Annotated in this window: 24 protein-coding genes and 1 tRNA gene; 10 read left to right on the top strand and 15 right to left on the bottom strand. The window is 40.1% G+C overall.

The genetic code is table 11. The features are described from left to right. Positions 1–107: 107 nt before the first annotated feature. Positions 108–881, top strand: a complete 774-nt coding sequence (locus tag LPTSP_RS14470; RefSeq protein ID WP_439957024.1) for an LIC13411 family adhesin — start codon at positions 108–110, stop codon at positions 879–881. A 51-nt stretch (positions 882–932) separates the two neighbouring features. Here the strand turns inward: LPTSP_RS14470 and LPTSP_RS14465 are convergent, their stop codons facing one another. The 4 genes from LPTSP_RS14465 to LPTSP_RS14450 form a co-directional block, all read right to left on the bottom strand. Beyond that, positions 933–1,295, bottom strand: a complete 363-nt coding sequence (locus LPTSP_RS14465; protein WP_108929394.1) for an LIC13410 family lipoprotein — start codon at positions 1,293–1,295, stop codon at positions 933–935. Positions 1,296–1,363: 68 nt separating this feature from the next. Beyond that, positions 1,364–1,813, bottom strand: a complete 450-nt coding sequence (locus LPTSP_RS14460) for a MarR family winged helix-turn-helix transcriptional regulator (RefSeq protein ID WP_108929393.1) — start codon at positions 1,811–1,813, stop codon at positions 1,364–1,366. Beyond that, complete coding sequence (locus tag LPTSP_RS14455; protein WP_108929392.1) at positions 1,810–2,295, bottom strand: glutathione peroxidase; 486 nt, start codon at positions 2,293–2,295, stop codon at positions 1,810–1,812. Before LPTSP_RS14455 ends, LPTSP_RS14460 begins: the two co-directional genes overlap by 4 nt. A 146-nt stretch (positions 2,296–2,441) precedes the next feature. Next, positions 2,442–3,746 (bottom strand): porin, encoded by a 1,305-nt coding sequence (locus LPTSP_RS14450; RefSeq protein ID WP_108929391.1) that lies wholly within the window; start codon positions 3,744–3,746, stop codon positions 2,442–2,444. 224 nt (positions 3,747–3,970) lie between these two features. Between LPTSP_RS14450 and LPTSP_RS14445 the strand changes: the two genes are divergently transcribed. Next, positions 3,971–5,764 (top strand): monovalent cation:proton antiporter-2 (CPA2) family protein, encoded by a 1,794-nt coding sequence (locus tag LPTSP_RS14445; protein ID WP_108929390.1) that lies wholly within the window; start codon positions 3,971–3,973, stop codon positions 5,762–5,764. On the opposite strand, the gene LPTSP_RS14440 is transcribed toward LPTSP_RS14445, so the two are convergent. The 3 genes from LPTSP_RS14440 to LPTSP_RS14430 form a co-directional block, all read right to left on the bottom strand. Beyond that, the gene (locus LPTSP_RS14440) at positions 5,761–6,594 is read right to left on the bottom strand and encodes an endo alpha-1,4 polygalactosaminidase (protein WP_108929389.1); all 834 of its coding nucleotides are present in this window, start codon (positions 6,592–6,594) and stop codon (positions 5,761–5,763) included. The genes LPTSP_RS14445 and LPTSP_RS14440 overlap by 4 nt on opposite strands. A 90-nt stretch (positions 6,595–6,684) precedes the next feature. Next, the gene (locus LPTSP_RS14435; RefSeq protein ID WP_108929388.1) at positions 6,685–7,305 is read right to left on the bottom strand and encodes a DUF6935 domain-containing protein; all 621 of its coding nucleotides are present in this window, start codon (positions 7,303–7,305) and stop codon (positions 6,685–6,687) included. Positions 7,306–7,406: 101 nt separating this feature from the next. Continuing rightward, positions 7,407–7,478, bottom strand: a tRNA-Gly gene (locus LPTSP_RS14430). A gap of 62 nt (positions 7,479–7,540) precedes the next feature. Here LPTSP_RS14430 and LPTSP_RS14425 point away from each other — a divergent pair. Both LPTSP_RS14425 and LPTSP_RS14420 read left to right on the top strand, forming a co-directional pair. Continuing rightward, entirely contained in the window at positions 7,541–9,073 is a 1,533-nt protein-coding gene (locus tag LPTSP_RS14425) for a carboxypeptidase M32 (protein ID WP_108929387.1), read from the top strand. Continuing rightward, complete coding sequence (locus LPTSP_RS14420) at positions 9,070–9,408, top strand: hypothetical protein (RefSeq protein WP_108929386.1); 339 nt, start codon at positions 9,070–9,072, stop codon at positions 9,406–9,408. The genes LPTSP_RS14425 and LPTSP_RS14420 overlap by 4 nt, the downstream gene beginning before the upstream one ends. Before the next feature lie 46 nt (positions 9,409–9,454). On the opposite strand, the gene LPTSP_RS14415 is transcribed toward LPTSP_RS14420, so the two are convergent. Genes LPTSP_RS14415 through LPTSP_RS14405 form a run of 3 tightly spaced genes read right to left on the bottom strand, consistent with a single transcriptional unit; the run spans position 9,455 to position 11,147 of the window. After that, positions 9,455–9,916: a DUF1801 domain-containing protein gene (locus LPTSP_RS14415; RefSeq protein ID WP_108929385.1), complete on the bottom strand. Its 462-nt coding sequence runs from the start codon at positions 9,914–9,916 to the stop codon at positions 9,455–9,457. Positions 9,917–9,925: 9 nt separating this feature from the next. Then, positions 9,926–10,735, bottom strand: a complete 810-nt coding sequence (locus LPTSP_RS14410; protein WP_108929384.1) for a hypothetical protein — start codon at positions 10,733–10,735, stop codon at positions 9,926–9,928. Then, positions 10,722–11,147 (bottom strand): ABA4-like family protein, encoded by a 426-nt coding sequence (locus LPTSP_RS14405; RefSeq protein ID WP_108929383.1) that lies wholly within the window; start codon positions 11,145–11,147, stop codon positions 10,722–10,724. The genes LPTSP_RS14410 and LPTSP_RS14405 overlap by 14 nt, the downstream gene beginning before the upstream one ends. Positions 11,148–11,268: 121 nt before the next feature. On the opposite strand from LPTSP_RS14405, the gene LPTSP_RS14400 reads away from it, so the two are divergent. After that, on the top strand, positions 11,269–11,919 hold the full coding sequence (locus LPTSP_RS14400; protein ID WP_108929382.1) for a TetR/AcrR family transcriptional regulator: 651 nt from the start codon (positions 11,269–11,271) through the stop codon (positions 11,917–11,919). 5 nt (positions 11,920–11,924) lie between these two features. Here the strand turns inward: LPTSP_RS14400 and LPTSP_RS14395 are convergent, their stop codons facing one another. Then, complete coding sequence (locus LPTSP_RS14395; RefSeq protein WP_108929381.1) at positions 11,925–12,740, bottom strand: PhzF family phenazine biosynthesis protein; 816 nt, start codon at positions 12,738–12,740, stop codon at positions 11,925–11,927. A 163-nt stretch (positions 12,741–12,903) separates the two neighbouring features. Here LPTSP_RS14395 and LPTSP_RS14390 point away from each other — a divergent pair, with 163 nt between their 5' ends. Further along, complete coding sequence (locus tag LPTSP_RS14390) at positions 12,904–13,551, top strand: NADPH-dependent F420 reductase (protein WP_108929380.1); 648 nt, start codon at positions 12,904–12,906, stop codon at positions 13,549–13,551. A gap of 5 nt (positions 13,552–13,556) precedes the next feature. On the opposite strand, the gene LPTSP_RS14385 is transcribed toward LPTSP_RS14390, so the two are convergent. From LPTSP_RS14385 to LPTSP_RS14375, 3 genes are read right to left on the bottom strand one after another with little or no spacing between them, the layout of a single operon-like run. Further along, complete coding sequence (locus tag LPTSP_RS14385) at positions 13,557–13,946, bottom strand: DUF423 domain-containing protein (RefSeq protein WP_108929379.1); 390 nt, start codon at positions 13,944–13,946, stop codon at positions 13,557–13,559. Beyond that, positions 13,927–14,517 (bottom strand): hypothetical protein, encoded by a 591-nt coding sequence (locus LPTSP_RS14380; protein ID WP_108929378.1) that lies wholly within the window; start codon positions 14,515–14,517, stop codon positions 13,927–13,929. Before LPTSP_RS14380 ends, LPTSP_RS14385 begins: the two co-directional genes overlap by 20 nt. Continuing rightward, a complete protein-coding gene (locus tag LPTSP_RS14375) occupies positions 14,514–14,840 on the bottom strand; it encodes a TRL-like family protein (RefSeq protein WP_175284896.1) in 327 nt (108 codons plus the stop codon). Before LPTSP_RS14375 ends, LPTSP_RS14380 begins: the two co-directional genes overlap by 4 nt. Positions 14,841–14,985: 145 nt before the next feature. On the opposite strand from LPTSP_RS14375, the gene rocD reads away from it, so the two are divergent. The 4 genes from rocD (at position 14,986) to LPTSP_RS14355 (ending at position 18,697) form a co-directional block, all read left to right on the top strand. Next, positions 14,986–16,221, top strand: coding sequence for an ornithine--oxo-acid transaminase (rocD, locus tag LPTSP_RS14370; RefSeq protein ID WP_108929377.1), 1,236 nt, complete (start codon positions 14,986–14,988; stop codon positions 16,219–16,221). Positions 16,222–16,247: 26 nt separating this feature from the next. Next, positions 16,248–16,577, top strand: a complete 330-nt coding sequence (locus tag LPTSP_RS14365; protein WP_008591045.1) for a hypothetical protein — start codon at positions 16,248–16,250, stop codon at positions 16,575–16,577. A gap of 141 nt (positions 16,578–16,718) precedes the next feature. Beyond that, positions 16,719–18,497: a cation:proton antiporter gene (locus tag LPTSP_RS14360; RefSeq protein WP_108929376.1), complete on the top strand. Its 1,779-nt coding sequence runs from the start codon at positions 16,719–16,721 to the stop codon at positions 18,495–18,497. Between the two features lie 8 nt (positions 18,498–18,505). Further along, on the top strand, positions 18,506–18,697 hold the full coding sequence (locus LPTSP_RS14355; protein ID WP_108929375.1) for a DUF1289 domain-containing protein: 192 nt from the start codon (positions 18,506–18,508) through the stop codon (positions 18,695–18,697). Position 18,698: 1 nt separating this feature from the next. Here the strand turns inward: LPTSP_RS14355 and LPTSP_RS14350 are convergent, their stop codons facing one another. Continuing rightward, positions 18,699–19,823 carry a glycosyltransferase family 4 protein gene (locus tag LPTSP_RS14350; protein WP_108929927.1) on the bottom strand — a complete coding sequence of 375 codons (1,125 nt, stop codon included), beginning with the start codon at positions 19,821–19,823 and terminating at the stop codon, positions 18,699–18,701. Positions 19,824–19,930 lie beyond the last annotated feature (107 nt).

The raw sequence follows: 19,930 nt of genomic DNA, 5'->3' as shown, positions 1-19,930 counted from the left end.
GAAGAAAACCAATAAAATTTCTACACTTTTACGATTGCGCTTCCTGATGAAAGCGAGAGCTTAGCGGAAAGCCGATCTTGTCGACTAAACTCAGACTATATCCCGAAATGAAAAAAAGACCTATCATACATTTTTTCTGTATTTTTCTTTTGGGCCTTATAGTGATCGATTGTTCAACATACTGGTCTCATAGAAAAAAAGATTTAGCAGACGTTTTCACCGCGGGAGTAGAAACTCCTGGCTATGGTATCGGAGTTCGAATAGGACCACTTGCTACCGGATTCGTTTTTCAAGGCGGAGAATCCGAACCTGGAAAAAGGGATCTAGGAACCGGGTACGGATTAAGAGGCGGAACTTACGGGCCTTACAGGTCCCAACAATTGATCTTTGGATTTTTAGGAGGGGAGAAGTTCCACTCCATGCCTCCAACTGAAACTCCTCCACAGAAAGCAGAAACCAAAACTCCTGGACCTAATTCTCAAACAAGTGATAACTTTTTACTACTTCCTGAAAATCCAGAATCGGAACAGGAGCAAAATCCTACCCCTGAACTCTCCGACGAAAGATTAAATTCTAAAAGTTACGAAATTCGATATTTACGTTTTTATAATAATCCGGTCTCCGAGAGAAGAAAGGCTAAAAAGGAAGCTTTCTTTCGAAAATACTTAGAGAGCTTAGATCCCCAAAAAAGAAATGAGGCAATCCAGACCTTCTTGGCTCAAAATCCAAAAAACAAGGATGATTATCCCTCCGCGTTTTTGTTCGAACTGGAGTTCTATATTTCCATCCGCTATGGTATAAGAGTAGGATTCAATATCGGGGAATTTTTGGACTTTCTCTTAGGATTTGCCGGGATCGATTTGATGGAAGACGATATCTGAAAATAAAAAAGGCCGCAAAACCTGCGGCCTTTTTATAGATGTAAATCCGAATTAGAGTTTGTATTCGTATTTTTTGATCACACCTTTTTTATCAACGATCACTTTGATGTATTTAGTGCTATCATCCACTCTAGAAGGCTTTTCCGCCAAAGTTTTGTAGGAATTTTTTTGGTAGGTAGTGGATTCAAAGTACCATTCCAAAACGGATCCATCTTGGGTGTTTTCTTCGAAAGTTGGAGTTCCTAAAACAGCTTCTGCTTTAATTCTTTTATCTCCTTCCTTGATCATATTCGCTTCTACAACACGAATATCCGAATTCGGAACGTAAGCATGTTCCGATTTTTTTTGTTCTGAAGAACAAGCTCCGAAAATAAGTACCGCAGCAAATGATATTGCGGATAATTGGCGTTTCATTCTTAACTCCTTAGCGCGAGCGCACTCTTTAAAAAAGCGGCTCTATAGTTTTCGATAAAACGGATTTGTCACGCCGAATTTCTTAATTTTTGTTCGAGGATAATAAGAAGGTCGTCCAGATCTCGTTTTAGGCCTTCCACCTTTTCGGGAGTGAGACCTGATTCTTCCAACAATCGTTCCGGGATACAAACCGCTTTTTTTTGCAATTTTTTTCCTTTTGTGGTTAGGCTAACCACAAGAGAACGCTCGTCCTGATCGGATCTATCTCTAGTCAAAAGACCTGAGGATTCCATTTTTTTAAGAAGAGGAGTTAGGGTACCAGAATCCAGAAATAATTTTTCACCTATTTCTTTTAGGGGAATCTTATCTGTTTCCCAAAGGACAAGAAGAACAAGGTATTGAGGATAAGTAATATCGAACTCGTCCAAAAGCGGCCTGTATAGTGCAGTCACCGCCCTGGAAGAAGCGTAAAGTGGGAAACAGATCTGTTTCTCTAACTTTAAGGATTCGTAATTCACTTGGAAAGAAGTTCCTCGATCTGTTTGTCCAGTTTTTCTGGAGGAGTCATCGGAGCGAATCTTTTGATCACGTTTCCTTGTTTATCGATCAAAAACTTGGTAAAATTCCATTTAATGGATTTTCCCAAAAGCCCTGGAGCTTGTTTTTTAAGATATTGGTAAACAGGATGAGTTCCATCTCCGTTCACTTCTATTTTTTTGAAAAGGGGGAAATTCACCCCAAAATTCACCTGGCAAAAACTTTGGATCTCAGCATCGTTTCCTGGCTCTTGGTGACCGAATTGGTCGCAAGGGAATCCTAATATTTCCAGACCTTTTCCCTTGTACTTTTCGTACATTTCCTGAAGTCCTTTGTATTGTGGGGTGAATCCGCATTGGCTTGCGGTATTGACAATCAATAGAACCTTTCCTTTATAATCTTGCAATTTCTTCTCGGTTCCGTTGTTTAAAGTAGCGGTTAGTTCGTATAAATTCTGGGCCACGGGTGGGCACCTCCTAGTTACGTAGTAAATAGATTGCATACAATTTAATTTTGTTCAATCTTTTTTAGAAAAATTCTAAACTTTTATTCTAAAAACATATTATTTTATAAGACCGAAGTATAGTTCTAAAATTTTTCCCAACAGGTTCAGATCTTAAGGGAAAGGGAAAAGATAAACATGCGGTCTAGTTTGGATGTATTATTCTCATGAGGATAAATGGAATCCATGGATCTTCTGTATTGGTAGGTAAATCTTACCAAAACGGCAGGATCCGGCTGATAATCTAAAGTTGCAGTCGCACCGCTGGTTTGGAAACCATCCTTGGTATTCGTGACCACGATCATCTGCTCTCGATCCAAATATCTTTCCAATCGAACACCTATTCTCCAATCAGGCAAGAATCGATAAGCAATCCAAAAGTTTCCCACGTAAGTTTGTCTGAATGCTGTTCCGTCTCGACGAATATAGATCGGACCTTCCGGAGTATAGACCAGATCTTCTCTACTTGCTCTTTCTTGATAAGCCACATCGAAAGAAGAAGCTAATGTAAGTCGTTGGAACGGTTTCCATTCTGCGATAAAATTATTATAATATCGGGTTTCTTTCGGAGTAGTAGTGGGCTGTTCATTCCCGATGAAAGTATTCCAACGGAACATCAAGTTGCTCAAAGGATTCCACTCCAATCGGAAACCTCCAGAGATGTCTTTATTATTATCCGTCACTACTTGGTATCCGTTATTCAAATGAAGTTGGTAAGAAACTTTATCGCTGATCTTTCCGCTCAGTCTCGCTCCGGAAACATAATAAGGTACGTAGTCCAGAGAGAATGCGCGAGTATAAACAAAATTATCATGAGAGATCCAGGACTCGTATCCTAGATGCCCGAAATAAATCCCTGCATCCAACCAGGTAGATTTTCCTAATCGAACACCTCCATACGCTTCTTGCATGTTCCGGATCGAAGATTCGTTAGAAGTTTTGCCTGTGGTCCCTTCTCCCGAATAATTCGCGATGACCGAAGTACCGAATTGGACAGCGAATCTTCCTCTATATTTATCGGTCTCTACTTTGGCGTCCAAATAAGCTAGATTGATATTGTATTCGTTTGTCCGAGTGGCTTGGGTTGTATATAATAGTTCTTTGGAAGCAGGTCTGTTCAAGCTCGCATTGTAATAACCGTCTATGAAAAATCCGAATTGGATCGGGATCAACAGATCATCTTTCTTTTTAGGATTCAGTTCTTCTTTTTTAGAACCTTCTTCCCCTTCCTCATGTATCTCCGAAGTTTTTTTAGGATCGACCTTAGGATTTTCTTCTTTGATTTGTAACGTTTTCTCTTTCAGTTTACTTGATGTTTCTGGGGACCCAAGCTCTTCAGAAAAAAGTGAGCCTGAAAGCGAGTATACGCAGAGTAAAAAAATGAATATGGAAAATCTTAATTTGCGGATCATAAATTTTTGATTTTTTTCGAATTGTTTATCATCTACTCATTTTCGTATGAAAGATGTTTCTTAACGCAAATCATACGAGGAAACCGCTTTTTCCTCAAAACAATAGTAAATAATTATGGCGTTTTCCACTTTGAGAAGAAGAATCATACATAGGAAAAGTGGTTTTATTACCTATCCGTAAAATGTCTAATGAAAATTAACCCAGACCGAAAGGAAGAGCATTGATGGAAGAGAAAAGTCTACTCGTTACCGCTATTATTCTACTCAGTACAGCCGTCCTATGTGTTCCCATTTTTAAAAAACTGGGGATCGGCTCCATTATAGGTTATGTCGTCGGAGGGATTTTGATAGGACCGCATGGGATCCGACTTGTTACCGGCGGAACCGAGATCATGCATTTTGCGGAATTCGGTGTGGTCCTTCTTCTTTTTTTGATCGGGTTGGAACTCCGACCTCAAACCCTTTGGGTGCTCAGAAAACCTGTTTTCGGAATGGGATTTTTCCAAGTAGCGGTATCGTCACTTTTATTAGGTGGATTGATCGGTTATCTATTTCAATTAGGATTCGTTTCTTCGATTATTTTAGGAGTGAGTTTATCGCTTTCTTCCACGGCTTTCGCTCTTCAGTCTTTGGCGGAAAAAAACCAACTCAACACTTCTTATGGAAGATCTGCATTTGCAATCCTTCTCTTTCAGGATTTGGCAGTGATCCCTGTGATGGCAATTCTTCCTTTAGCAGCTTTGGAACCGGGACAAACAGCTCATAGTGGATTCAATTTTTATAAATTAGGAACTGCGATCGCAGCTATTCTTTTGGTGATCTTAAGCGGACGTTTTTTGATGAGGCCTCTTTTCAGAATGATCGCAGCCACAGGAAACCACGAAATTTTCGTAGCACTTTCTTTGGTGCTTGTGCTTGGAGTTTCTTTTGCAATGGAGAAGGTAGGCTTGTCCATGGCCCTCGGCTCTTTTTTAGGAGGAGTGCTACTTGCAGATTCAGAATACAGGCATGAGTTAGAAGCAAACTTAGAACCTTTTAAAGGATTACTATTAGGTCTATTTTTCCTTGCAGTTGGGATGTCCATGAATTTGGAAATTCTGATCAATCATCCATTCTTGATTTTCGGTCTTGCATTTGGGCTAATGTCAGTTAAAGGGATCGTTCTTTTTGTTTTAGGAAAGATCGCAAAACTAACTTCTGATTCTTCTTCCAATCTTGCAGTTAGTATTTCCCAAGGTGGAGAATTCGCATTTGTGATCCTGAATGTGGCCGCACAACTCAGCGTTCTTTCTAAAGAAACTACCGATTATTCTATTGTGATCGTTACTGCTTCTATGATACTCACTCCTTTTATAGGGATCATTAAAGAAAAAATAATAGATCCTTACTTGCACGAAGAAGAAGAAAGGCCTGCAGATCCTATTTACGAAAAAAACCGAGTGATCATCGCAGGTTTCGGAAGGGTGGGACAGATCATCTCCAGGATGTTGTATCTGCATAAGATTAGATTCACCGCACTAGAACATAACGCAGACCAGGTAAATGCCGCCAGAAAATTCGGGCACAAGATATATTATGGTGATGCAAGTAGATTAGATCTATTGACTGCGGCCGGAGCAGCTCATGCAGATATACTAGTACTTGCGATCCAAGATGCAGAGTTATCCATAAAAATTGCGAAGCTTGCAAAAGAGAATTTTCCAAACTTAAGGATTATTGCAAGAGCAAGAAACAGGTCCCATTATTTCGATTTGATGGAGTTAGGAATTGAAACGATACGAAGAGATACGTTCGCTTCTTCTCTAGAGCTCGCGGAAGAAACTTTGAAAGATCTGGGATTTTTACCTTCGGAAGTAAAATACTTCATCCAAAAGTTTAGAGATTACGATGAGGCGATGGTCATGGATCAATTCAAACTCAGACATAATGAAAAAGAACTGATCGCTTATTCTAAAAATGCAGTCCGTCAATTGGAAGAAGCTTTCGCTGCGGATATGCTCCAAAAAGAAGCTTCTTAAGGACAAGGATCCCTATAAGCATCCAAACTTTGGTTTTTCAAAAAACCGGATAAACGAAGTGAGATCGACTGAGAACAGAAATCGTTCTTGGTCGTTCCATTCTCTACATATTCTATCTGAAAAACCGCGGAGCCCTTGTTCGGGAATGCTTCTTCTAAATTGCACCATCCGCCGTCATAACAACTTTCAGTAACTGCCCAATCAAAGTTTCCGATCAGATCCGGAATTTGGTCCGGATCGTTTTTTAATCCGGCAGACATTCCTCTAAAATGAGCCAGATCGCTGATCCAACGATTGAATTTGATCTGATCATCCGCGCTCAAAGGAAAACCAGTGTCGTTCTGGTAGCCGTCCAAATTATCAGGATCTATCCCGTCACAACCTTTTGCTTTTGCCTTTTCAAAGCGTGCAGAAAGTATCGGGCTTAAAAGGTCAATACGTCTGATATCCAACCATTGCTCATCGGGGTAACCACTATAAATATTCCCTAATACTTCGGGCGGGAATTCAGAAGCATCCGATCTATAATTTTCGTAAGAACCAACATCTATATAACAGATCACTTTTTTACCGGAAGCATGCAATCTTTGGATCACAGTCGGATCCGAATCTGTAAGATCTGAATCTATATCGAATACTTGTGCATTTACAGACTCGTCTAAGGTTCCTGTAAATTGGATCTGGAATGTTGTCCCCGGAATTGGGATCCAAACTCTTGTTAAAAGGAATACTAAAATAGAATCTCTTTCTCCATTAGAATGATGTTTGCAGGAGCTCAAACAAAAGGAGAAGGCAATCAATAAGGCAGAGAAGGTCCGAATGGAAAACATCGTTATAACCGAAAAATACGGCTATAACGATTAGAAGATAGGAACCTGGAAATTACTCCAAGAATTCAATGTCATAAATATTAAAAATGATCAAAGATCGTCCGCAGGACTAGAAGTTGCAGGCTTTTTAATACCTACCAATAAGCTGGAAAATTCGGACGCCTTCCATACACCTTTCGCATTTCTTTTTACGGTCACGGGCCTTGGAGTGTCAGCGCCGGAAGAAGGAAGAAATAATTTTTTCTGTCCTGACTCTTCCGTCCCACTGAAACGATTAGAAGTAAGAGTAAAATTATAAGGAGGGTTAGAGGCTTTATAACCGTTCTGGAAAGAAGAACCTGGAAGATAGGAGCCGATCAAATAAGGATGTTGCTCTAACTGTCTTTTTACTAAGTCGATCGTATTCCGATTGATATTAAAACCTTTATATCCATTCGGTGAAGTATCTGAAATGAGGGAGTTAGCGTCCAAAGAAATGATCAACGCTTTCTTACCTTCTTCTGCATTTTTGGAATAGATAGAAAGAGCGGCCAAAAGAACGATAACGGCTCCTTGGGACGTACTCGCATTCGCATCCCTAAACGATTCGAAAGAAGAAAAATCAGCAGGCCAAGAATTTGCAGTTACAGTATAGGTCTCGTTTTGAGCGGATATGGTCGCCGCAAACAACAGAATCAAAAGAATAGAAACGTATTTTGGAATTCGATCCATAATTCTACACCAGTCCAAAGAATGAGGCCAGATTTAGAACCGAAGTAAAAAGAAGTCCAGAAAAAACTTTCTGACAAATCGAGGATTAAAGAGGAAATTTTTGCGGGCAGAGGGACTCGAACCCTCACTAGAAGCTTGGAAGGCTACGGTGCTAGCCATTACACCATGCCCGCTAGATAAAAGTCAGTTTTTGGTTGGTGGGCGAGATGTCAATCGAAAAGAATGTTTTTTAAGTATGTGGGAATCCGAACTTCAAAATTGGGAAAATATCCTTCCGGCCTTCAAGGCCTATAGGGATGAATTCCGTAATATCTATCATCTCAGAAACATTGGAAGCGTCTTGCATTGGGACATGGAGATCGGTATCCCAAGCGACGGCTTAAGTGAAAGAGGAGACCAACTAAGTTTTCTTTCTGGGCTTGCTCATAAATCTTTTATCGGGGATCCTTTTCGTAGTTTGGCGGAAAAAGCCAGAGATGAAAATACCCGCACAGATCTTCCCGGAAAATCTCTCAGAGAAAGAGAACTGAATTTATTGTTCAAAGATCTGGATCGTTCTTCTTGTTTGCCTATCTCATGGGTGGAAGAGTTTTCCAAGGTCACGAGCCAGGCACATTCTATCTGGGTGGATGCCAGAAAGAAGAATGATGCTTCTTCTTTTCTTCCAATCTTACAAAAGATCGTAGATCTTGTTTTTCAAAAGGCAGACTATTTCGGTTTTTCCACAGAGGCGTATGACGCTCTTTTAGATGAGTACGAACCGGAAGCTAAAGCCGCAGATTTAGAAGTTCTATTTGCTGATCTCAGAAAATCCTTGGTTCCTCTGATCGCAAAGGCAAAGGATGCTACGTTTCCTTTTCAGGGAAATTTTCCTATCGATTCTCAAATTCCTTTTAATACAAGTCTTCCCGTTCTTTTGGGTTTGCCTAAGTCCGGGTTTCGCTTGGATTCCAGCGCACATCCGTTCTCCACTTCTTTAGGTTCTTTCGATAAAAGGATCACGACACGTTATGAAGAATCAGATCCTCTTTCTTCCGTGTATTCAGTTCTACATGAGACCGGGCATGCTTTGTATGAAGCTGGGATTTCTTTACTCGCAGGAGGTCCTTCTCCTTTAAAAGATTCGGTTTCTTTAGGTGTTCACGAATCTCAAAGCCGCCTTTGGGAAAATCAAGTGGGAAGGTCCAAGGAATTTTGGGAAGGAATCTATCCTTTATTTCTGAAAAACTTAGGCATCTCGGAGGCTTCTCTTCCTTTTTCTAAACTTTATTCTTTCGTGAACAAATCCAAACCTTCTTTGATAAGAGTAGAAGCAGATCAAATCACTTATAATCTGCATGTAATCCTAAGATTCCAAATTGAAAGAGCGATCTTCAAAAAGGAACTCGTATTAAAAGATCTTTCGGGAGCTTGGAAAGATGGAATGAAATCTTTACTAGGTGTGGATGTTCCGGATGATTCCAAAGGATTTTTGCAGGATGTTCATTGGAGCGGCGGGGCCTTCGGTTATTTTCCTACCTACTCTTTGGGAAATATTTATGCGGCCCAACTCTATTCTGCCTTCTTGAAGCAGAATCCAAAGTTTCCGGATGAATTGAAAAACAGAGAAACTTCTTCTCTCCTTGATTGGCTCAGAAAACATGTTCATAGTAAGGGTAGAAGTTTGGAAGCAAAGGAACTGATCCGTCAAGCAACCGGAGAAGAACCGAATTCCAAATACTTGGTGGAATATTTGGATTCTAAGATCAAAGAACAGGAAGTAATATGAGCGGAGAAGATCAGGAAGAATTAACTCTAAAGTCCTTCGAAGAATTGTCCTACTTTGATAACCTAGCGTTGTTTTATTTATGCAACGAAACTCCTCCTCAAACCTTGGCACTCGCATTCTTGGTCGGAGATAAGAAAGTTTGCGGCTCCATGTTGGGAGTTATGGATGCAAAACGTAGGGCTTTCGTTCACGAATTGATGTCCAAACAAAACGATGTTCCGGAAGATAAGAAACATGCTGCGGCTCAAGGTTTACTCATCATTGCAGATGGATTGATCCAAAGAAACCTGATCCGCAGACAGGGAAAATTTTATTTCGGAACAGAAAGAGCCTAGTCTTTATCAAAGACCATAAAGATCAGCATAGATTTAAAATATTCCATTATGATTTCCTTTTTTTAGAAGGAGACTTTTTAACAGAACTTATACTTTCTAGAATCATTTCTTTTTGTTTTTTACCTTTTGGCAATCCTAAGCTTTGCACCAAAAAGTTTCTGATAACATTTATATCTATTTCTTCGCTAGAAAAATATTCCAAATAACGGATCTGTTTTGTATCTCCTAATAATATCTTTTTAGGATCTTTGAGCAAAACCCCCCATTCGAAGATCAAACGAACGTTTTTTTCGAAAGGAAAGATGCCACATACATAGCCTGAATTTTTATCTCTAAAACCGATCGCCTTCCAAACTGGATAACCTCTTTCTTCAAACTCAGGAAAGTCCTTTTGAATCTTGTTTCTAAGAGAACTTACGATCTCTAAAATGTTTTTCGTATGAGGCTTTAAGATCTCTGAAATAATCTCAGCGCTGTCTTTAGTCTGTTTAGGTTTTTTAGAAACCATTGAATACCATCAAACCAATGGGCGTCCTAACATTGCATTTGCAAATACTGCCCCAACCAAGATCCAATAACATATAGAAACGATTTTTACGCTCAAAAGATCCCAACTTTGTTTGATCGCAAAGAAAGCAAACAAAGGAAGAATTTGCAAAGCGTGTATACCTGCAAAGTGTGCAATACGAATGTCTCCACCGTTCTTGCTCCAGTTGACGATCGGTAATCCAGGACCTCCGTCAGGAACTCCTACAGCATGTGCCAGTCTTTGAGATATGATAAACCCGATGATGGAAGCACTAGCTAATATCCAAAGGGAAAATCTAATCGCGATTAAGATCCTAGGATCCAATTTTGAACTTAGAAGTTTGAATTTTCGATCCATTATGATCGGTACTACCATCATTGGAAAAATAAAAAGCCCCATGATCCCATAGATTACCGAATCAAAAATAGTGGCGTTATTAAAGTGGGATTGAACACCTCTGGCCGCCTGTAGGGTAATCAATACCAACTCAACCGAAAGGGCGATCGTGAAATATTTCTCTAGTCTATCCCTAAAAACAGGAAAATCGTTTAACTGCTCTAAAAACCAAGCCATGGTCCAAAGGAAAATCCAGATCGATACCGCAAACTTTATCGGCTTGATCCAAGTATTAATTCCCATAACAATCCTTGGATCGAATTGCGAAAGAATGATGTAAACCGGTATCATCAAAAAAGAAACAAGACCTACGTAAAAACTAAGAGGACGATTCTTTCTCAGTGTAAAAAAGAAGTCTACTCCAGTTACATTAGTGAAATTTGAAACGTTAGATGCTTGCATGACTTCCTCCTTTTTTCCAACGAACGATTTGAAATAATAAATAACCGATAGGTCCGAACATCAGTGTGAAAAACAAACAAGGAATCAGGATCCATCTGGAAATTCCGAGTGCTTCTGCTTCTTTTGTTTCCCAAATCCCGACGAATAGATCGAAGGCGAGATAATGCACCCAACCCGCAAGCAAAACCCAAGGATTGGAAAATAGTTTAGTCACGCCTTCCAGAGATCCGAAATCGAAACCCCCTCTTGCATGAAGTGCAAGTATCAACAAATACAATCCGGAAAGGAGTAAGGGCCAAACTCCGTTCCTTACCAATAACTTGGTAACTCTAGCATTTGGTAAACCCGCAAGTAATAACCAGCCGATGAGCGCAAAGTTGCTAGCCAGTTTGAATGTTAGTTCTGGAGTCATAAAACCTCTTAATTTCCCGTTCTAATCCGGGATTTACTTGAAAAATCTGGACTTGGTCCGATAATGTTACTATCGGTAACACCAAATGTTACCAACGTCAACATTTTTTAGGAAATTTTTTATGCCCTCGAAGAAAAAAATGAAGAAGCCTGAAGGTTCCTATCATCATGGGAATCTGGCAGAAACTCTAAAAACACTAGCCTTAAAACGATTGGAGATCAGCAAAGATTCTGCGTTTACCATCAGAGAGATCGCAAGGGAAGCAGGAGTCAGTCATGCCGCTGCTTATAGGCATTTTCCTTCTCATAGAGACCTGCTGGCCCAAATTTCCAAAGATGGATTCATAAAAATTACGGAAGAATTTACGAAAGCGGAGAAGGCTTCTTCTCCTTCCGATCCATTTGATCGGTTGAAAAGACTTGGTCTTGCTTACATCTCTTTTTGTTTGGAGAATGTAGGATATTATAGAGCAATGTGGCATATAGATCTTGGGCCAGTAGGTGACTTGGAAGATCTGATGGAGGCGGGCAAAAATGCTTTTTTAAAACTTTGGGAAACGATCCTAGTCTGCAAATCGCACAAGATCAATAAGTTCGAAGCAAGAGAAATGGCAACTGCTGCCTGGTCCTTGGTTCATGGGTATTCCGTTCTTCTCAACGAATGCCAACTGAACAATCCAGTATTACAAATCGACAAGAACAACGCTTTACAAGAAGCGGAGAAGATATTACAAATTTTGGATTCAGGCTTGAAGAATAAATCTTACAAGTAAAACTTCTATTCTAAATAAAAGAAGCCCTTCAGATATAGTTTGCAGTTTCCTCCAATACGAACTCTTTCTCCTCTTTTTTCACAAATCAAATTTCCTCCTCTTGCTGAAGCTTGGTACGCATTCAATTCTTTCTTACCAAACTTTTCCGACCAATAAGGGATCAATGTACAATGAGAAGAACCGGTCACAGGATCTTCCGGAACTCCTTTGGCAGGAGCGAAAAATCTGGAAACAAAATCGTAGGACTTCCCAATATCCGAAGGGGCAGTTACGATCGCAGCAAAGAACGGAAGCTTCTTCAAAGCCTCATGATTTGGAACTAAATTTCGGACCTCGGATTCTTTTTCAAAAACGAATAAAATATCTCGAGCCTTCAATATTTCTTTTGCTTTAATATTAAAACAAGAAGCGACATCATCCGGAGAAAATTCCGTTTTTACCGGAGGCCTGGAAGGAAAATCCAAATAGTATTTTCCATTCTCCCGAAACACTTCTAAGATCCCACTCTTAGTATGAAATTTTAAAGAAGAAGCCTCCGACTTATTCTCCAATACTTCGTAAATTGCAAACGAACTCGCCAAAGTCGCATGGCCGCAAAGATCCACTTCTACACCTGGAGTAAACCATCTAAGATCATATTCTCCCTTTTCCTTTCTGGGACGAAAGAACGCGGTCTCCGATAGATTATTTTCCGCTGCTAGGTCGATGAGTTTGGAATCTGGTAACCATTCTCCTTCCCAGGGAACAACTGCTGCAGGATTTCCTTTAAATAAGGAATCTGTAAAGGCATCTATTTGGAAAATCGTATATTCTGACTTCATACTTTGAATATCATTACCTAGTTTTAAAAAGGAATACAGTCACAGTTTTATTTCTTTTTTCCAATACAGAAAAAGAATAGAAAGTACAATAAATTAGATTCATTGTCTAAGAACCATCAATCGAATCGTTTTGAATATTTTGAGATCACGCACGGAGAAATAAATGAAAATCGGAGTTTTAGGGACCGGAATGGTAGGCGAAACCATAGGAAGCAAACTAATCCAAAAAGGACATGAAGTAAAGATGGGATCTCGTTCCGCTACAAATGAAAAAGCTGCCCAATGGGTTTCCAGATCCGGAAACAAGGCTTCTCAAGGAACTTTCAAAGATGCTGCCTCTTTCGGTGAGATTTTATTCAATTGTACGAAAGGTGAGATCAGCGTAGAAGTTTTACATTCTGCCGGAGAAGAAACTTTAAAAGGAAAAATTTTAGTAGATCTTGCCAATGCTTTAGATTTCTCAAAAGGAAGACCGCCCGGTTTAATTTTCGGGACCAATGATTCTTTGGGAGAAACTATCCAAAGATCTTTTCCTGATCTAAAGGTAGTTAAAACTCTCAACACGATGAATTGTACCATCATGGTGAACGCAAGCGCAGTTCCGGGAGAACATGATGTATTTGTTTGTGGAAACGATTCGGAAGCTAAGAAAAAAGTTTCGGACCTTTTATCGAATGATTTCGGTTGGAAGAATATTATCGACCTAGGTGATATTACTGGGGCAAGAGCAAGTGAAATGCTATTGCCCATTTGGTTAAGACTATATGGAACATTCGGAAATACGGATTTTAATTTTCATATTTCCAGATAAGGAACTTATTCTTTGTCCGAAAAAGCAGAATAGGCGATAGATGCCCAACCGGTTAAAAATGCCAGTCCGCCGAATGGAGTGATCGCACCTAAAACTCTGATCCCTGTTAAAGAAAGCGCGTATAATGAACCGGAGAAGATCAAGATCCCGCTAAAGATCAGCCAAAATCCGATCCTTCTAAATTTGGAGTCTGAAAGTTTTCCACTCAATGCTAACACGAGTAAAACTACTGCATGAATGAGATGGTATCTTGCTCCGGTTTCGTAAATGGCAAGCAAGTCCGGAGTTAATACTGATTTTAATCCATGGGCTCCGAATGCTCCGAGCGCCACTGCAAAAAAACCTAAGATAGCGGATAAGAATAATGGAATAGAGTTAGAATTTTTGGATGCCATAACTTTGAAACCTCAGACATTTTCTTCTGAATAATCCGAAGATATAGGCGGTGTACTCCACGTCCAGCCTACTATCAAATAAGGCTTCAATCGAATTCAACTTCATTTGTTCACCCAATTCTTCGTAAAAACTTTTGTTCCCAAAAGTAAAATGGATCGGAATGAATGCGTCGTTAGACCCTCGTTTAATGGGAAGAAACAAACGTACACCGAATTGACATCCTTTACTTTCCCCCTCGAATCTTACAATCCTATGTTCGGACCAATCCCAACCATCTAAAGATGCATGGAACATGTCTTTATGAGGAAGAGAAGTAGTGGTACGAATATAACCGTCAAAACCGCCTGTCCTTAACTTTGTTGAAGATTCTCCATAATGAATGGAAGGGTCTCTAAAATTCGCACCATTCAAATTTACATCATTGTCAGGAGGAATACCGATCCCGGTAGGATAAGGTTCCGGGTTCCTGCGGACCAGGGCTTTGTTTGCCCCTCCCATTTGGATACAACCCACCAATTCCGCTAAGATCAGAATTAGAAAAAAGATCCGCTTGTTACGAAGGAGTTTCATTCTTTTTTCAAAAGTCTTTGAGGAAGTTTCACTCCGATCCCGGTCACTCTTGTACATTTTTCAAAATAAAGAGCGAATATAAAGGATTTGTAACTATAATCTGTTTGAACGTCGAACAGAAGATCGGCTTTGTCTTTGATCGCATTTTGGACCGCGGCCTCATAACTCTCGTCTCCTGTGTAAACCATCCAGAGCCAGCTTGTTCCGCAGGAAGTACCTTCTAATTTTCCTACCGGTTCCATTCCTCTTACGTCCGAATAACTTTGAGAATAATACCAGCCTGGAGATTTGATATTCGTATAAAGACAGTTCGTAAGGAACATAATCGCAAAAACGATCGATATAGAAGCGGATATTTTAGGAAAAGAGAATTGCATGTAATAAATTTCAACAAGTTGAAACATAAAAGTCAAGGTAAAATACCGAAATCTCCTTGTGTGACTCTTGAACCGGATAGAATCGAGTACGATGCACACGCAAACTTCCCAATTTTACTTCGATACCGAAAAAGAGTACGGAGCATTTAACTATGAACCTCTTCCCGTTGTGTTGGAAAGAGGGAAAGGTATCTTTCTTTGGGACACAGATGGAAAAAGATATTTCGATTTTTTATCCGCATACAGCGCAGTGAACCAAGGCCATTGCCATCCTAAAATTATAGAAACCTTAAAGGCCCAATCTGAAAAATTAACTCTTACTTCTAGAGCATTCTATAATGACCAACTAGGCCCTATGGAAAAATTTTTATGTGATACATTCGGATTCGATAGAATGGTCCCGATGAACACAGGAGTAGAAGCTGCCGAAACTTCAGTCAAACTCGCAAGAAGATGGGGATACCAAGTCAAAAAAATTCCCGCAGACAAAGCTAAGATCGTTTTCGCTTCCGGAAACTTTTGGGGAAGAAGTATCGGAGCCATTTCCGCTTCTACCGATCCCACCAGCAGAGGGGACTTTGGCCCTTTTGTTCCAGGATTTTCCATCATTCCATTTGATGATATCGAAGCGTTAAAAAGAGAATTAAAAGATCCTAATGTAGCTGCTTTCATGGTGGAACCCATCCAAGGAGAAGCAGGTGTAATCGTCCCGAGAGAAGGTTATCTAAAAGAAGTCCGCAAACTTTGTTCCGAGTATAATGTTCTATTGATCCTGGACGAGGTGCAGACCGGACTTGGCAGAACTGGCAAACTTTTAGCTGCGGATCATGAGAATGTGAAGCCGGATCTACTCGTATTGGGCAAGGCCCTGTCCGGAGGTACCCTTCCAGTCTCTGCGGTCTTAGCGTCTAACGAGATCATTCTCACATTAAAACCTGGAACTCACGGGTCCACATTCGGCGGAAATCCTTTAGCTGCTGCAGTTGCCAAAACCGCAATCCAAGTATTATTAGAAGAGAATTTATCAGAGAACTCTGAAATCAGAGGAGTAGAATTCCGCTCTTCTTTGCAGGTTCTAAAGTCGGAATATCCTGCGAAGGTAAAAGAGATCCGAGGAAAAGGTTTGTTAAACGCAGTGGAATTTTTTCCTGACGAGACAGGACCAAGAGCAAAAAAGATCTGCTACAAACTCTTAGAGTCCGGAATTCTAGCAAAACAAACTCACGATCATACGATCCGTTTTGCTCCTCCTCTTTGTATTTCCAAAAACGAATTGGAAGAGGCGACCTCTCTCATTCTCCAAACGATCCGTAAAACCCTTGACTAATCCTTTGAATTCGTTTTTTTAAAAGAATGTCGGCTGAAGACAAAAAGTACATCCGTGTTTGGAAAAAACTGAGCGTGAGCGAAGTTTCTTCTCAATTGATGATCATAGACGATCTATATGGAACTTGCGGAAAATGTAAACATCTGGGACTGAATTATACGAAGGACAAGTCCTGCCCTGAATGCGGAACCAAGTTCAAGTATCTGGCTACCAATTTAAAATCTCCCGCCGACATCGCCAAAGTTTTGGCTAGAATAGAAAAAGAGAATTTAGATTTCGTACTGATCGATAGAGAAGATTATACTTTGTCCAAAGCAAAAGACGCTGTGAAAGATTTGTTCAAGTCCAACGACTGAAATTTTTCAAAGAATTTTGTCTCCCTCATTCTCTGGATACAAAATCCATATTAAAAAGTGAATGGACTATATTCATTTAATAATTTCTTTTTGTAATATCCTTCCAACAAAACTAATCTAAGGGGAATTCACGCCGAAAAGATGGAACATCATTCACTTACTCTATTAGTTGATATCGCCCTTAGTATTATTTTCGCGACTCTCTTCGCAATCATAGCAAAAGCATTCAAACAACCTCTGGTCTTAGGCTATGTAATCGCAGGTTTGATCATCGGCCCATTATTCGGACCTTTTGTAGGCGGAAAGCTAACCATCGGTTATGTTAAAAGTGAAGAAAGTATAGAGCTGATCTCTGAGATCGGTTTGATCCTTTTATTGTTCATCATCGGTTTAGAGATCGATCTAAAAGAATTGGCCAGAATGGGAAAATCCATGTTTGCGCTCGGGGTTATACAATTCTTCTTAGGTGTTGCTGCGGCTTGGTTTGCATTCCGCACATTCTTCCCTCCTGCTCCCGGTAATTTTGATCTTCTCTACTTTTCGATCGCACTCTCTCTCAGTTCCACAATGATCGTGGTCAAACTTTTACATGATAAGTTCGAGATCAGTACGGTTGCCGGGCGACTTACCATAGGTGTTTTGGTCTTACAGGATATTTGGGCCATACTTTTTATGGGGATCCAACCTGATCTGCAAGATCCTCAGATCCTTAACGTGCTTGCATCTTTGGCCAAAGGTATCGCTCTAGTAGCATTCTCCTTCCTAGTCAGTCGTTTTATTCTATCCAGACTTTTCTTGTTCGCAGCTTCTAAACCTGAATTGGTTTTGATCACTTCGATCGCTTGGTGTTTCTTCTTATGCGGTGTTGCTGAAAAACTGCAACTCTCCAAAGAGATGGGAGCATTGATTGCCGGTGTGAGTATCGCCGCCTTCCCTTATGGCGCAGATGTTATCAGCAAACTCTCAGGGATCAGGGACTTCTTCATTACATTATTCTTCGTAGCTCTCGGGATGAAAATCCAAGCTCCAAGTGCAAGCGACTTAGGTCTCGCATTCTTAGCCGTCGGGTTCGTTTTAGTAAGCAGAGTTTTGATCATCGCTCCTACCGTATTCTTCTCCGGAAAAGGTTTAAGAGCAGGAATTGTTGCCGGTCTCAACCTGGCACAAATTTCGGAATTCTCTTTGGTAATCTTGGCGCTCGGAGTGCAAAAAGAACATATCGGAAAAGATCTACAAGCGATCGTTCTCACTTCTATGATCATCGCTTCCATTATCTCCACTTATGTGATCTTGTTTAACGATAAGATCGCAAGAGGAATTATCTCCTTCTTATCACTCTTCGGAGTGAGGGAAAATAAAGAGCCTTTAGAATCCCAAGTCACCGGAGAAACCAAAAGAGATATCGTAGTCTTAGGATATTTCAGAATAGCACAGGGTTTGATCGATGGGATAGAAGATGATAAACCTTCTTGGTTAAAAAGAATGTTGGTCGTGGACTTTAATCCGATCTACAGACAAACTCTGGAATCCAAAGGTATCCGTTGGGCTTATGGAGACCTTGCAAATCCGGAAAGTCTTCATCATTTAGGAATAGAAGAAGCAAGATATATCGTTTGTACAGTTTCCGATATGATCCTAAAAGGAACAACCAACCGTAGATTATTGGAGTCTTTAAAAAGTATCTGTAGACATCACCAACCAAAGATCATTCTGACCACGGACGATCCAAAAGAAGCAGAAGTTCTCAGAAATAACGGAGCGGCTCACGTAATCGTTCCTGGCAAAATTTCAGGGCTTTCTCTATTTACCGAATTGGCTGGAATGGTTGACCAGAATGGAAGCGGTCCGATTACAAAATCCGCGAAAGGCAAACCTAAAAAAACAACGTCGAATAAGAACAAGGTCAAAAAGACCAAGTAGCTCTTAGGATGATTGTTCGTTCACCGTGTATCAAAATATGCAATATGGATCATGAAACCGGTCTCTGCGAAGGTTGTTATCGCACCCTGGAAGAGATCGGAAGATGGACCATGTATTCCGAAGACGAAAGAAAGTCGATCCGGCTTAAAATAGAAGAAAGAAAAATTTCCCTAGGAAAACCTTCTTTTAAAAATTCTTAAATCAGTTCTTCACCAACCGCAAATATTCTCCTACAATATCTGTTGCTGATTTTTTCCAATCGAATCTTTTTGAATTTTTTAAACCCGCTTTGGTCTTAGAATTTCGAAGTTTGGAAGAATCTAATAATCGAACTAAGCCTGTTTCGAAAGAAAGAGAATCTTTTGGATCAAAGTAGAATGAAGTATCTTCCAAAATTTCAGGAAGAACGCTTGAGTTAGAAGAATATACAGGACAGCCACAAGATTGAGCCTCTACAGGAGGAAATCCGAATCCTTCGTATAGAGAAGGATAAACAAGTAATCCCGCTGCAGAATATAGAGTGGCCAATTCTTGTTCCGACAAATAAGGGACTAGTCTAATACGATCTTCCCAACCCTTTGCTTCTTCCACCAAATAATCAGGAAGTTTTCCACCGGAGCCAGCGATCACCCAATCTGCTTTGATCTTTTTTTCGGACCAAAGTTTTTTGAGAGATCGAAGTACAAATCCTAAATTTTTATGCTCCTTTCCGATCCCAACACTGAGCAGGTATCCGGGTTTCAGTCCATAGAGTTTCAGGAACTTCTTCTTTTCAGGATCGCTTTTAGGAGAAAAAGTTTTTGAGTCCAAGCCATTATAGATAGTTCGAATTTGAGACGGAGAAAATGAAAAAACTTCGGTAATATCTTTCGCAGTAAAATCGGAAACTGTGATGATCCTTTTGGCCTTATTCCTGATGAACAAAAACACAAGTTTCATATAGGCTTGTTTCAAAAAAGAAGAATGGAACTGCTTCATTCTAAACGGAATGATATCGTGAATGGTTACAACACAACGATCTAGGAATTTTAAGGGAGCATTAAAATGCGGGATATCCAATAGAGCGAATTCTTTCATCTCAGGAATACCGAACCATTCCTTGATAGAATAGATCCCTGCATTGTATTCTAAGATCTCGTAAGTGGATAAAACTTTAGGTGAAAGATTCTTTTTTATAAGATCTGGATTTCCCAAAAGAACGATCTGGATCCCTTTTTTAGAGGCGATATCTCCCAACCAATTTAAAAGCCCTTTGATCCTAGAACCGATCCCTGAATGGGCAATCATCCTTGCATCAAATCCGATTTTAATCCTTTTGGGCTTCATGGAAAATTTGAACCATCGTATAAGATGAAGTCGGAATGGCAAGACAATCGCTTTTCCCCTTGAAAAGAGAAGGAAAGCGCCAAGACTTGTCCAGACGAGTCTAACTA

It is taken from the genome of Leptospira johnsonii (assembly GCF_003112675.1).
In the GTDB taxonomy this organism is placed as follows: Bacteria; Spirochaetota; Leptospiria; order Leptospirales; family Leptospiraceae; genus Leptospira_B; species Leptospira_B johnsonii.
This window is presented reverse-complemented; position numbering and strand designations above follow the sequence as displayed.